14 protein-coding genes are annotated in these 12,636 nt (G+C 69.6%); 8 read left to right on the top strand and 6 right to left on the bottom strand.

The genetic code is table 11. The features are described 5' to 3' along the window. Positions 1 to 82: 82 nt before the first annotated feature. The 4 genes from ACFPJ1_RS31400 to ACFPJ1_RS31385 all read left to right on the top strand — a co-directional run bounded on the left by ACFPJ1_RS31400 (position 83) and on the right by ACFPJ1_RS31385 (position 3,576). Positions 83 to 1,159, top strand: a complete 1,077-nt coding sequence (locus ACFPJ1_RS31400; protein WP_380109442.1) for an ABC transporter substrate-binding protein — start codon at positions 83 to 85, stop codon at positions 1,157 to 1,159. A 59-nt stretch (positions 1,160 to 1,218) separates the two neighbouring features. Continuing rightward, positions 1,219 to 2,031, top strand: a complete 813-nt coding sequence (locus ACFPJ1_RS31395; RefSeq protein ID WP_380109439.1) for an ABC transporter ATP-binding protein — start codon at positions 1,219 to 1,221, stop codon at positions 2,029 to 2,031. Then, positions 2,018 to 2,923, top strand: a complete 906-nt coding sequence (locus ACFPJ1_RS31390) for an ABC transporter permease (RefSeq protein ID WP_380109437.1) — start codon at positions 2,018 to 2,020, stop codon at positions 2,921 to 2,923. Before ACFPJ1_RS31395 ends, ACFPJ1_RS31390 begins: the two co-directional genes overlap by 14 nt. A 149-nt stretch (positions 2,924 to 3,072) precedes the next feature. Continuing rightward, positions 3,073 to 3,576 (top strand): PLDc N-terminal domain-containing protein, encoded by a 504-nt coding sequence (locus tag ACFPJ1_RS31385; RefSeq protein ID WP_380109436.1) that lies wholly within the window; start codon positions 3,073 to 3,075, stop codon positions 3,574 to 3,576. 165 nt (positions 3,577 to 3,741) lie between these two features. On the opposite strand, the gene ACFPJ1_RS31380 is transcribed toward ACFPJ1_RS31385, so the two are convergent. Beyond that, positions 3,742 to 4,035, bottom strand: coding sequence for a WhiB family transcriptional regulator (locus ACFPJ1_RS31380; RefSeq protein WP_012920258.1), 294 nt, complete (start codon positions 4,033 to 4,035; stop codon positions 3,742 to 3,744). A gap of 162 nt (positions 4,036 to 4,197) precedes the next feature. Here ACFPJ1_RS31380 and ACFPJ1_RS31375 point away from each other — a divergent pair, with 162 nt between their 5' ends. Then, positions 4,198 to 5,196 carry a MerR family transcriptional regulator gene (locus ACFPJ1_RS31375; RefSeq protein WP_380109435.1) on the top strand — a complete coding sequence of 333 codons (999 nt, stop codon included), beginning with the start codon at positions 4,198 to 4,200 and terminating at the stop codon, positions 5,194 to 5,196. 15 nt (positions 5,197 to 5,211) lie between these two features. On the opposite strand, the gene ACFPJ1_RS31370 is transcribed toward ACFPJ1_RS31375, so the two are convergent. Both ACFPJ1_RS31370 and ACFPJ1_RS31365 read right to left on the bottom strand, forming a co-directional pair. Next, positions 5,212 to 5,754, bottom strand: coding sequence for a histidine phosphatase family protein (locus ACFPJ1_RS31370; protein WP_380109432.1), 543 nt, complete (start codon positions 5,752 to 5,754; stop codon positions 5,212 to 5,214). Positions 5,755 to 6,029: 275 nt separating this feature from the next. After that, positions 6,030 to 6,554, bottom strand: a complete 525-nt coding sequence (locus tag ACFPJ1_RS31365; protein WP_380109431.1) for a GNAT family N-acetyltransferase — start codon at positions 6,552 to 6,554, stop codon at positions 6,030 to 6,032. Positions 6,555 to 6,860: 306 nt separating this feature from the next. Here ACFPJ1_RS31365 and ACFPJ1_RS31360 point away from each other — a divergent pair, with 306 nt between their 5' ends. Together ACFPJ1_RS31360 and ACFPJ1_RS31355 are read left to right on the top strand one after the other, a co-directional pair. Further along, entirely contained in the window at positions 6,861 to 7,946 is a 1,086-nt protein-coding gene (locus ACFPJ1_RS31360) for a 3-deoxy-7-phosphoheptulonate synthase (RefSeq protein WP_380109429.1), read from the top strand. Positions 7,947 to 8,011: 65 nt separating this feature from the next. Next, positions 8,012 to 10,087 (top strand): phosphocholine-specific phospholipase C, encoded by a 2,076-nt coding sequence (locus ACFPJ1_RS31355; protein ID WP_380109427.1) that lies wholly within the window; start codon positions 8,012 to 8,014, stop codon positions 10,085 to 10,087. A gap of 20 nt (positions 10,088 to 10,107) precedes the next feature. Here the strand turns inward: ACFPJ1_RS31355 and ybaK are convergent, their stop codons facing one another. Then, positions 10,108 to 10,599 (bottom strand): Cys-tRNA(Pro) deacylase, encoded by a 492-nt coding sequence (ybaK, locus tag ACFPJ1_RS31350; protein ID WP_380109426.1) that lies wholly within the window; start codon positions 10,597 to 10,599, stop codon positions 10,108 to 10,110. Between the two features lie 10 nt (positions 10,600 to 10,609). Next, positions 10,610 to 11,290 (bottom strand): helix-turn-helix transcriptional regulator, encoded by a 681-nt coding sequence (locus ACFPJ1_RS31345; RefSeq protein ID WP_380109424.1) that lies wholly within the window; start codon positions 11,288 to 11,290, stop codon positions 10,610 to 10,612. A 79-nt stretch (positions 11,291 to 11,369) separates the two neighbouring features. Between ACFPJ1_RS31345 and folE the strand changes: the two genes are divergently transcribed. After that, entirely contained in the window at positions 11,370 to 12,050 is a 681-nt protein-coding gene (gene folE, locus ACFPJ1_RS31340) for a GTP cyclohydrolase I FolE (RefSeq protein WP_380109422.1), read from the top strand. A gap of 51 nt (positions 12,051 to 12,101) precedes the next feature. Here folE and ACFPJ1_RS31335 read toward each other — a convergent pair whose 3' ends face one another. Beyond that, positions 12,102 to 12,407, bottom strand: a complete 306-nt coding sequence (locus tag ACFPJ1_RS31335; RefSeq protein ID WP_380109421.1) for a hypothetical protein — start codon at positions 12,405 to 12,407, stop codon at positions 12,102 to 12,104. Between the last annotated feature and the right edge of the window lie 229 nt (positions 12,408 to 12,636).

Genomic DNA, 12,636 nt, shown 5'->3' with positions numbered 1-12,636 from the left:
AGCCCGCTGTCTGAAGTCCTTCTCCAGCCTGCTCTGAACTCCGCCCGCGACCGTGGTCGCCCGCACCTCCGAGGGTCTCCCTGTGAGCATCACCAGCTTCCGTCCTGCCCGCGTTCTGGCGGCCTCTGCCGCCCTCCTCTCCCTGGTCGCCGCCGTGGCCGGCTGCTCCCGCGCCGACAGCGACGAGACGCCCGCCGCCTCGAGCGACAAAGGCCCGGCCGCTGAGCTGCGGCTCGGCTACTTCCCGAACGTCACCCACGCGGCCGCGCTGATCGGCCTCGACAAAGGCCTGTTCAGCAAGGAACTCGGCAGCACCAAGCTCGTGCCGACCAAGTTCAACGCCGGTCCGGAGGCGGTCGGCGCGCTGCTCGGCGGTTCGCTGGACGCGTCCTTCATCGGCTCCGGCCCGGCCATCAACGCCTACGCGAAGTCCAACGGCGAGGCCGTCCGGCTGATCGCGGGCACCACCTCGGGTGGCGCCCAACTCGTGGTCCGGTCGACCATCACCAAGCCGGCGGACCTGGCCGGCAAGACCGTGGTCACCCCGCAGCTCGGCAACACCCAGGACGTGTCGCTGAAGAAGTGGCTGGCCGAGAAGAACCTGACCGGCAAGGTCAAGGTGACCAACCTGGAGAACGCGCAGACCCTGGACGCGTTCAAGAACGGCGAGGTCGACGCGGCCTGGCTGCCGGAGCCCTGGTCGTCCCGGCTGGTGCTCGACGCCGGCGCGAAGGTGCTGCTGGACGAGGCCGACCTGTGGCCGGACGGCAAGTTCCCGACCACCGTGCTGATCGTCCGCACCCAGTTCCTGCAGGAGCACCCCGAGTCGGTCAAGCAGTTGCTGACCGGCCTGGTCGCGGCGATCGACTTCAGCAGCACGGACAAGGCCGCCGCCAAGACGGTGGTCAACGACCAGCTCAAGGAGCTGACCGGCAAGGCGCTGAAGCCCGCGGTGATCGACCGCGCCTTCAGCAAGATCGAGGTCACCGCCGACCCGATCGCCGCGCAGTTCCCGCAGCTGGCCAAGGACCAGGTCACCGCCGGGATCGCCAAGGAAGCCCCGAGCGTGTCGGGATTCGCCGACCTCGGCCCCCTGAACGAAGTACTGACGAAGGCCGGCAAGCCGACAGTCGATGCCGCCGGTCTCGACACCAAGTAGCCAGTGTTCCGCGCCGCAGCGCCCACAGGTGCTCCGGTTCCGCGACGAGGAGGCAGACGATGACCGCGACAGTCGAAGCCAGCGAGACGACCATCACGAGTGGCACCGAGGTGCGGCCGGTCCGGTTCCACCAGGTCGGCAAGGCCTTCGGGCACGGGCAGAAGGCCGTGGTCGCGCTCGACCAGGTCGACCTGGACGTGTACGCCGGTGAGTTCGTCTGCCTGCTCGGTGCGTCGGGCTGCGGCAAGACCACGCTGCTCAACCTGGTCGCAGGTCTGGACGAGCCGACCAGCGGCCGGATCGAGCTCAGCTCGTCGCGTCCCGCTGTGGTCTTCCAGGAGCCCGCGCTGATGCCGTGGCTGACCGCCGCCGGCAACGTCGAGCTCCCGCTGCGGATGGCCGGCGTACCGAAGGCCGCTCGGCGCGCGAAGGCTGCCGAGCTGCTGGAGCTGGTTCGGCTGGCAGGGCTGGGAGACAAGCGTCCGCACGAGCTGTCCGGCGGTATGCGGCAGCGGGTCGCGCTGGCGCGGGCGCTCGCGTCGACGACGGACAACACCGGCTCCGGGGCCGGCAAGCCGTCGCTGCTGTTGATGGACGAGCCGTTCTCTGCCCTTGACGCGATCACCCGCGACGTCCTGCAGGGTGAGCTGCTGCGGATCTGGCGCGCCACCGGTACGGCGATCCTCTTCGTCACCCACGACGTCCGCGAAGCGGTCCGGCTCGGGCAGCGCGTCGTACTGCTGTCCTCGCGGCCGGGCCGGGTCGTGCGGCAGTGGGACGTGGACGACCTGTCCGGTGCCGGTGAGACCGACGCAGTCGACGAGATCAACGCGGAACTGCGGAAGGTGATCAGCAGTCATGCCGCAGCCTGAGAGCACCGGCCTGCAGGACCGCGCGGCGGACGACCAGTACGCCGGATCGGTCCGGGCCGGGCTGGATGCGCTCGACACCCCGGTCAACTCGGCCCAGGGGAGCCTGCTGCGGCGCATCGTCGGCAAGGTGCTGCCGCCGATCGCCGCGATCGTGCTGCTCGTACTGGTCTGGCAGCTCCTCTGGGCCGCGGCGTTCTGGCCCGAGTTCAAACTGCCCGCGCCGGTCGACGTGTGGTCGCAGATCTGGCAACTGGTGACCACCGGCAAGATCCTCGAGCTGTTCTGGGTGTCGGTGCACCGGGCCGTGATCGGGTTCGCGATCTCGCTGCTGATCGCCGTACCGCTGGGGCTCGCGATCGCCAACATCACCGTGGTCCGTCGCGGTATCGGTCCGCTGGTGTCCGGGCTGCAGAGCCTGCCGTCAGTGGCCTGGGTGCCGGCGGCGATCCTGTGGTTCGGCCTGAACGACCGGGCGATCTACTGGGTGGTCCTGCTCGGCGCGGTCCCCTCGATCGCCAACGGCCTGGTGTCCGGGCTCGACCAGGTGCCGCCGATCCTGCCCCGGGTCGGCAAGGCGCTCGGGGCCGGTCGTCTCGGCGGGATCAGGTACATCCTGCTGCCGGCCGCGCTGCCGGGATTCCTCGGCGGACTCAAGCAGGGCTGGGCCTTCTCCTGGCGATCGCTGATGGCCGCCGAACTGATCGCCACCTCGCCCGACCTGGGCGAGGGCCTCGGTCAGTACCTGCACAACGGCATGTCCCTGTCCGACATCTCGATGGTCTTCGCCGGAGTCCTGCTGATCTTCGTGGTGGGCGTCGGCATCGAACTGCTGGTCTTCCGCCCCCTGGAGAACTCGGTACTGCGAGCCCGCGGCCTGACCCGGGCCAGCTGACCCGGCAAGGTGCGGGCCGTGATCGAGGGCAAGGTCGGCGGCAAGCTCCTCGGCCCGCTCGGTCTCATCGCTGACGTGTCAGGGCGGTCGGCGCGCATTGTGATGCGGGCGCGCCGGTCCGATCCCGTCCGGAGCCGTACTGTTGGAGCGTGGTCCGATTTCTGCCGTTCCTGATCAGCCTGGTGCTCAGCGTCTACGCGCTCTTCTCCTGCATCCAGACCCGCGACAAGGACGTTCCCTACCTGCCCAAGCTGGTGTGGATCGTCCTGATCGTCTTCGTGCCTTTCGTCGGCCCGATCGTCTGGCTGCTGGTCTCCCGCACGGAGGGGGTCAGACGCGAGCGCAACACACGGCCGGTGAAGCCGACGGCCCGCCCGGTCGCGCCGGACGACGACCCGGACTTCCTGGCGTCGCTCGAGCGGTACCGCGATCCGCGCACCACCGTGCGGCCGCCGAAGCCCGACGAGCCCGCCGACAAGGACAAGCCTGCCGCTGACGACCAGCCTGGCGATCCGGTCCGGGACGCCGTCCAGGACGAGGTCCACCCGGAAAAGCCGAACGAGAAGTCCAAGGGGAACAAGTCCAAGGGTGGCAAGGCGAAGGACGAGGCCGAGACCGAAGCGCCGACCGAGTCCGACGACGGGAAGCCCTGATCGCGTTACGCGCCGAGCACCTGCCGGCGACTGCTCAGGGTTTGCCAACACGCCCTGGTGGATGATCGACCTCCGCGCGGGTGAGGCCGCTGGAGGTCGGAGCCGGGCCCGGCCGGTGCGCGGCCGGACCCGGATGGGTCGGGGTGGTTCAGCTCCCGGCGGCCGTCAGGCGGACTTCCTGTGTTCGGCGAGTACGACGTTGTCCCGTTCGGATTCCGTGGTGCCACCCCAGACGCCGTACGGCTCCCCGACGGAGAGCGCGTGCTGCCGGCATTCGGGCTGGACCGGGCAGGTCCCGCAAAGTGACTTCGCCACCATCTCGCGAGCGCGTTTGCGAACGCCACGCTCCGACTCGGGGGAGAAGAACAACTCCGGGTTGACGTCGCGGCAAGCGGCTTGCGACTGCCAGTCCCACAGATCCATGAGCGGGCGGGGTAGGCGAGGCATCCCTCTCGACATGGCAACCTCCTTGACTCACCGTGAGCGCGGACGGGCGCTCGGTGAAAACTATGCTCAACTCATGCGTAGTTCAACCCTCGTTGTCTCGAACTTCGGTCGAGTCGTTATCGGCCCGTGGCGATTCCTGCCGTTCAGAGGCGGCGAACGGGCATCATGAACGCCGTGACGCCGAAGCCGGATTCGACCGCGGACACCCTCACGGTGGGTGCCGCGGCACGACGTCTCGGCATCGCCGCGCCTACGCTGCGCAGTTGGGAACGCAGGTACGGATTGAGCCCGAGCGCGCGCTCAGTGGGCGGTCACCGGCGGTACAGCCCGGAGGATCTCGCCCGGCTCCGGGCGATGCTCGGGTTGGTCAACCAAGGGGTTCCGACGGCCGAGGCAGCGTCCGCCGTTCGTGACCGGATCTACCTTGCTCAATCACCTACTGTGACATCTACCACGTCCGGCGCCGAAGGCTCCCGGCAGCACTCCGTCCAGAAGCGCGGCTTCGCCGTCCGGTCGTCCGGGCGGTCGAAGTCGTCCGGGCCGGGCAAACTCGCGGACCTCTTCGAGCTCGCCAACGCGATGGACGGCGAACGGCTCACTCACGAGGTCGCCCGGAGCCTCGACCGGTCCGGCGCGGTCGAGGCGTGGACGAGCAGGCTGGCGCCGCTGCTCGTCGAGGTCGGGGACCAGTGGGAGCGCACCGGTGCGTGCGTGGAGATCGAGCATCTCGCGTCAGACGCGGTCGCCGGTGGCCTGCGGTACCACACCCGCCGTTCGGTCGAGCGGTACAAGCCGGACGAGACGGAGCGGCCCGTAGTACTGGCTTGTCTCGAGAAGGAGGATCACGCGCTGCCGTTGCTCGCGGTGGCGGCTGCTCTGGCCGAGCGCTCCATCCGGGTCCGCACTCTCGGCGCAGCGACGCCGGTGAGCTCCCTCTCGACGGCCGTACGCCGGATTCGCCCGGCCGCGGTGTTCATCTGGTCGAGTGCGCCGGAAACCGCGGACACGGATGCCCTGCGCATGCTGGCCCGCACCCGGCCGTCGTACTCGCTCGTGGTCGGCGGACCTGGTTGGCAGGTGCCCGGCACGCCCGATGGCTGGGTGAACTCGCTGGCGGACGCCGTCACCAGCCTCGTCACCGCGGTACGACCCGAGACCGCGGTACGCGCGTAGCTCGGCGGCTCCAGTTCAGCCGTTTGACTCGTAGCGGTAGTACTGGTGCGCGCCGTGCGGGGTGTCTCGCTCGCCCGTGAGGGCGCGGATCACCATCGAGTGGGTGATCGCCAGCACAGGGCCGTCCGTACTCGCCGTATGCCGTGCCAGAGCCTCCAGGGCCCTCTCACGGACCTGTGAGAGGGGCTCCCAGGGCCGGTGGATCCCCTCGGGCCATTCCCCGTCGTACTCGTCCAGCTCGGCCTGTGCGGCCCGTACGTCGATCTGCCCGCGCCAGCACCCCGAGCTCTCGGGCAACCAGTCCCGCAGGTCGTAGTCGACCCGCACGCCGAGGGCCAGGCGGTGGCCGATGATCGCGGCGCTGTGCAGAGCGCGGGTGAACGGCGAGCTGACCAGGTAGGTGGCCCCGATGCCGCTGAGCAGATCCGCGACCGCCTCCGCCTGCTTGGCGCCTTGCGGAGTCAGGGGAGCCGTGTCGGCAGCCAGCCCGGGCAGGCCGCGGCTGTCGACTGTCTCGTAGTCCGGCTCGCCGTGCCGGACCAGGTAGATCTGGGTCACGGTGAAGTTCTACCTGAGGTGGCGGGCGCCCGCCCAGCCTCTGGCGCCCCGGTTGCCGGGCAGCGCGGTCGCCGGGTTGTTGCCGCGCCATCGCAGCGCCCCCGAACCCCCGAGCGGACCTGCCACCGTGCTGCACCCCTTTGAGGGACCTCGACCTGTTGCGACCTCAACGACGCACGCACCACCCCGGTTACACCCAGGTGATTCCCGATCTCAGCCAGTGACACCAGCCGTCTCGGCTCCCGGTCGCCACCTGACGCCCGAGGTCGCGCCGTCTAGCCCTTGAGGTCGCGCCGCATGCAGACCCGGTCGGCCGGGTCGAGGCCCATCGCGGTCTCGGCCGCGCGGATCTCCTCGAGCCCCGGTGTGAACTCCGCGGGAGACAGTTCACGGAAGCCCAGGCGGGCGTAGTACGGGCCGTTCCAGGCCACGCTGCGGAAGGTGGTCAGGGTTAGCGCGGGAAGGCTCTGTCCGGCGGCCCAGCGGTCGACCTCGTCGATCAACAGCCGCCCGATCCCGCGTCGCGCCTGGGCCGGGTGGACGCTCACTTGCTCGATGTGGGCGCAGCCGTCCACGATCAGCACCAGGATGAACCCGACTGGCCGATCGTCCTGATCCGCCGCGACCCAGGCCCTCCCGTCCCGCTGGTACTCCGCCATCACGGACAGCGGCGGCGGGGCATGGTCGGCGACCGTGACCATGCCGATCTCGCGGAACAACTCGCCCGCGGCCAGTTCGATCGCCTGCAGTTCACTCAGCTCGCCGGGCCGTGCGGGCCGGACGGAGACACCATCGGTCATGGCCCGAGGCAACCATGCCGCGCACCGCCCGGCCACCGAGTTTCGGCGGGCGCCCTCACGGCCGGCGTCCACGTTCGCGGCCGGCGGGCGGGGTTCGTTGCGGTGGGTGATATCGTCGACGACGTGAACCGTTGGTATTGGCAGTTTTTTGAGTGGCCGGCTGTGGTGCCGGGCGACTCAGCTGCCGCTGACGCCTGAACCAACCAGAGCCGGCCCGAGGCAAGGACAGTCGTCCTTGCCTTTTCTCATTCCCAGCCGGCGCTGTCCTCGGGTCCACCGCGGAGTTCCGGCGGAAAGGTCCCAGTGATGAACACCCTTCCCCAGCAGACCAGCCCAGCGGCTGTGGTCGACCGACGGATCGAGAAGACCGTCCCGCTGATCACCCCGCAGGCGCTGCATGACGAGTTGCCGCTCAGTGAACAGCTGGCCGAGACCGTCGTCGCCGGACGGCAGGCCGTCACGGATGTCCTGAACGGCGTCGACGACCGCCTGCTGGTGGTCGTCGGCCCTTGCTCGGTGCACGACGCGCAGGCCGCCCTGGAGTACGCCGAACGCCTGCGCCCGGTCGCCGAGCGCCTCTCCGACGGTCTGCTCGTGGTGATGCGGGTGTACTTCGAGAAGCCGCGGTCCACGCTCGGTTGGAAGGGCCTGATCAACGACCCGGGCCTCGACGGTTCGGGTGACGTCAACACGGGTCTGCGGACCGCCCGCGCGCTGCTGCTCGAAGTACTGGCCAAGGGTCTGCCGGTCGGGTGCGAGTTCCTCGACCCCATTACGCCGCAGTACATCGCGGACACCGTCGGGTGGGGCGCGATCGGGGCGCGGACCGTCGAGAGCCAGGTGCACCGGCAGTTGTCGTCCGGGCTGTCGATGCCGATCGGGATGAAGAACCGCCCCGACGGCAGCATCTCGACCGCGGTCGACGCGGTCAAGGCTGCTGCCGTGCCGCACGTGTTCACCGGTATCGACCACGACGGTGCACCCGCGATCCTGCACACCCGCGGCAACCCCGACTGCCACCTGGTACTGCGCGGCTCGGACGCCGGGCCCAACTACGACGCCGAGTCCGTCGCGGGAGCCCAGGCGTTGCTGAGCAAGGCCGGTCTCGCCGAGCGGGTAGTCGTCGACGCGAGCCACGGGAACAGCCGCAAGGACCACCGCCGTCAGCCGCAGGTGGCGGCCGAGATCGGTGCGCAGGTGGCGGCCGGCAACCGGGCCATCGTCGGCGTGATGCTGGAGTCGTTCCTGGTCGAGGGCCGGCAGGATCTCGACCCGACGAAGCCGCTCACCTACGGACAGTCGATCACCGACGCGTGCCTGGGCTGGGACACCACCGAGGCCGTTCTGGAGCAGCTCCGCGACGCTGTCGTGCAGCGTCGTACGGGCGCGTGAACTTCAGACGAATGAACGCCTGAAGGCATCCCGCGACGGGCAGGTGCTGGCCTACTGTCCGGGGCATGACTGAGATTTCCCGCCGCCTGGTTCTTGGTTCCGCAGCCGGTGGGGCAGCGCTCTCGCTGCTCCCACCGTCGCTGCACGCGGCGATGGCGCAGCCGATCCGACCCGGTGGCCTGAAGGCCGTCGAGCACGTCATCGTGCTGATGCAGGAGAACCGTTCCTTCGACCACTACTTCGGCACGCTGCGCGGCGTCCGCGGGTACGGCGACCGCCTGCCGCTGCGGCTGCGCAACGGCAAGTCCGTGTTCCACCAACCGGTCACCGGCGGCGGCGAGGTGCTGCCGTTCTCGGTCCGCAAGGCCGCGGTCGCCGCGGGGCGCAGTACGGACGACATCCAGTACCTCGGCGCGCTCGCGCACGGGTTCACCGACGCGACCCAGGCCTGGGGCAACGGCTGGAACGACGACTGGGTGCAGGCCAAGACCGCTGCCACCATGACGCACTACGAGCGCCGCGACATCCCGTTGCAGTACGAGCTCGCCGAGACCTTCACGATCTGCGACGCCTACCACTGCTCGGTCAACGGCTCGACCAACCCGAACCGGAACTACCTGTGGTCCGGCACGACGGGGTACGAGCCCGGTACGACGCAGCGCGCGGTCACCAACGCGGCGTACGACTACAACCACGCCGGCTACGACTGGACGGCGTACCCCGAGCGGCTCGAGCAGGCCGGGGTGTCGTGGCAGATCTACCAGGAGTGGGACAACTTCACCGACAACGCGGTCGAGTACTTCAAGACCTTCAAGGAGCTCGGCCGCCGCATCCTCGCGTCGGTGCCGGGTGGTTACCGAACCACCGAGGAGTTCTACGACAAGCTGTTCGCGAAGACGCCGGCCGAGCGGACCGAGGCGCTGACGCAGCTCGAGGCGGCGGTCGCCAAGCAGCCGAAGAAGGACCAGAAGCTCTTCTACAAGGCGATGTTCCGCAGCGAGCCGGAGTCGCTCGTGCCGCGGCTGCGCGCCGACATCGAGGCCGGCAAGCTGCCGCAGGTGAGCTGGCTCGTGCCGTCCGCGGTCGACTCCGAGCACCCGGGATCCTCGACCCCGGTCGGCAGCGCGAACCTCGTCTACGACGTGCTGGACGCGATCGCCTCCGACCCGGACACCTGGTCGAAGACCGTGCTGCTGATCAACTTCGACGAGAACGACGGGTACTTCGACCACGTGCCGCCGCCGGTCGCGCCGCGGCCCGACTCCGGCGAGAGCGACGACTGGTACGCCGGCCGCCCGATCGGCCTCGGCCCGCGGGTCCCGATGACGGTCGTATCGCCCTGGTCGGTCGGCGGCCACGTGAACTCGCAGGTCGCCGATCACACCTCGGTGGTCCAGTTCCTCGAGCGCGTCACCGGCGTCCGCGAGCCGAACATCAGCGGCTGGCGCCGGACGGCCTGCGGTGACCTGACCTCGGCGTTCGACTTCACCCGCTCGCACCGTCAGCCGTCAGTCGACGCACCCGGCCCGGTGCCAGCGCCGATCACCCGGTGGAAGCCGGTCCCGCCGACCTCTCAGGCTCTCTCGCAGCAGGAGCCCGGTCGTCGTCCGGCTCGCGCATTGCCTTACCAGCCGTCGGTTTCGGGTCTTGTTGCCGATGGCAAGCTGAAGCTGCGACTGGGCAACGAAGCCGACGAGGCCGCGCACTTCGCGATCTACCCGTACGGCGGCGAGCTGTCCGCCCCGGCGCATCTCGACGTCAAGGGAGAGCGGGTGGAATCCCTTCCGGTCAGTGGTCCTTACGAGCTCGCGGTGCAGGGGCCGAACCGCTTCTGGGTGGAGCTCGCCGGCTCTGTCGACGGGCTCGCGGCCGGGTTCGATGTACAGGCTCGGGTAGTGCATGGTTCGGTTGAGCTCGAGCTGGAGAACACCAGCCGCAAGCCGCTCAGCGTGAAGCTGAAGGCCCGTGGCTACCGCGGCAAGACGATCCACCAGGAGATACGTGGACGCCAGACCCGCAAGGTGACCTGGCCGACCGACGAGGGCTGGTACGACGTCGAGATCACCGTCGCCGAGGACCCGACGTACCGGCGCCGGCTAACCGGTCACGTCGAGACCGGCCGCGCGAGCGTCACCGGCTGAACGTGAACCTGGGCTGGCCGTCAGCGGGCGATCGGGGCGGTGTTGGCCGAGGTGATTGAGATGAGGTCGGCGGGGGCTAGGCCTAGGTCTAGGCCCCGTCGGCCACCGGAGACGTAGACGGTCTCGTGCTCGGTGGCGGTGCTGTCGATGACCGTCGGGAGCGCGCGCTTCTGGCCGATCGGGCTGATGCCGCCGACTACGTAGCCGGTGGTTCGTTCGGCTGCCGCGGGATCGGCCATGGTCGCCTTCTTGCCTTTGAGCGCGGCGGCCACGGCCTTCAGGTCTAGCTGCCGGTCGACCGGGACGACGCCGACCGCGAGCTTGCCGTCGACCTCCACCAGGAGGGTTTTGAAGACCTGCTCGGGTGCCAGTCCGAGCGCCTCCGCGGCCTCGAGGCCGTACGACTTGGCGGCCGGGTCGTGCTCGTAGGCATGGGTGCTGAAGCTGAGTCCAGCCTTCGTCAGTGCGACCGTCGCGGGAGTGCCCTGCCCAGTCTGCTTGCTCTTCGCCACCTGACAAACCCTACGTCGGTTCAGCGGGTTCCAGGCGGACACAGCAGTGGGCGGGTCGGGGGTGGAGCTCGGCCCGCAAACCGGTGTCGCCTAGCCCGTCGAGCACGCCGCCGACCAGCCGGAGTGTCATGCTGCAGACGAGGCCGGGGTGTTCCTTGGCGAGCGCGCGGAACGGGCAGTTGACGAGATCGATGCTGTCACCGCTGCGGCGTGGCTCGAACCCGTGCGCCTCGAGCACCTGGGCGAGCGGAGTACCGGGGTGCTTCCGAGCCGCGCGGCCGACCGACTCGCCGTAATGGTGGGCTCGCTGCTCCAGGGCGCCGCGCGGTGAGCCGCCGGAAGCTTCGGCATCCTCCAGGGCGCCGGCGAGCAGGTGGCCGGCGACGTCGTAGTGGCGCTCGGGGAGGGAGATCTCGATCTCGCGGTCGGAGCGGCGGTAGAGCTTGGCCGGGCGGCCCGCGCCGGGGCCGGTCCGACCGGTACGGCGCTCGAAGACGACCTCGAGCAGGCCTTCCTCGGCCAGTTTGTCGAGGTGGAACGCGGCGGTAGTGCGGGGGAGATCGATCGCGGCGGCGGCCTCGTCGCGGCTGACCGGGCCTGGCTGGGCGACGACATGGTCGTAGAGGCGCCGGCGAGTGGGCTCGTCGAGCGCGGCGACTGCCTGCACCCCGGTGTCCCGCGAACTGTCCACGGGATGATTCTATCGACAACTTCGGTTGCTCTAACAGTAAGCTGACTGTTTCAGGGTTCCCGACGCTGGAGGCGCGCAGATGACGACTGTCCGTTCAGAGCTGGATTCCGCGGACTTCCGCGAGCTCACCGACGACCGCGACCTGACCGGAGCCCCCGGCCTCGCGGAGGCGAGCGTGCCGCTGCACATCGTGGGAGGCCGGCCGGAGATCGACCTGCCCGCGGCGCAGCGGGCGGTGGCGGACCTGCTCACCGCGCTGGGCCGGGACCCGCACAGCGCCCACCTGGCCGACACGCCCCGCCGGGTCGCGAACGCGTACGCCGAGATGCTGACGCCGCGCGAGTTCGAACTGACGACGTTCCCGAACGATGAGGGGTACGACGAACTGGTGCTGGCGCGGAACATTCCCGTCCAGTCCCTCTGCGAACACCACCTGCTGCCGTTCCAGGGCGTCGCGCACGTCGCCTATCTGCCGGGCGAGCGCATCCTCGGCCTGTCGAAGCTGGCCCGTGTGGTGGAGCTGTTCGCCCGCGACTTCCAGGTCCAGGAGCGGCTGACCAAGCAGGTCGCCGACTGGCTGCAGGACCACCTCGAGCCCAAGGGGGTCGGCGTCGTGATCGAGGCCGAGCACCAGTGCATGTCGCTGCGCGGCGTCCGCGCGGCGGGCTCCACCACGGTCACCTCGGCCCTGCACGGCATGCTGCGCGACAGCGCCGCCTCGCGCCAGGAGTTCTTCGCCCTGACCGGAGTCAACGCCTGACCCTCCGCTTCCGGCAGCACCCGCGCTGACCGCCCCGCAGTACAGGGTGAGTCAGGCGGTGGCTACGGCTGGCGGTGCGTGGTGGGTGTGGCGGCCGGTGGCGAGGATGTGCGCGACCTCGCCGGGCACCGGTTCCATCTCGGGGGCATCGAGCCAGCGGACCACGGTGGCGCCGCGGTGGCCGTGGACGGCGAGGATGGACTCCAGATCCGGCCAGACGGCGGTGGAGGGGTTGTCGCCATGCCAGCGCAGCGCCACCGATCCGTCGGTGAAGACGCATCCTTCGGCGACTGTGCCGGTGCCGGAGACTCCGCTGATGTCCGCGTAACGCACGAGTTCGAAAGTCTGGGGCTTCACCGGCGGACCTCTTCGGTCCCCGCGGAACGGCGTGCGGACGGTCTGGTCCTGGTGGGATGGCGTGAGGGAGTTGCCATGGTCCTTTCCCCGTGTCGACGTGGTTGGGCAGCTCGCCACAAACCGGGGACCGGTACGGACTGTCAGCGGGGAAGGACGGTCTGTAGCGACTCATTCACTGCAAAACAAGCTAGAACCTAAAAGCCCGGACACGCCAGGGATAGTTCAGCCT

This window comes from Kribbella qitaiheensis, from assembly GCF_042657745.1.
Classification (GTDB): domain Bacteria; phylum Actinomycetota; class Actinomycetes; order Propionibacteriales; family Kribbellaceae; genus Kribbella; species Kribbella qitaiheensis.
The sequence above is the reverse complement of the archived record's forward strand: the minus strand, read 5'-3'. Positions and strand labels throughout refer to the sequence as shown.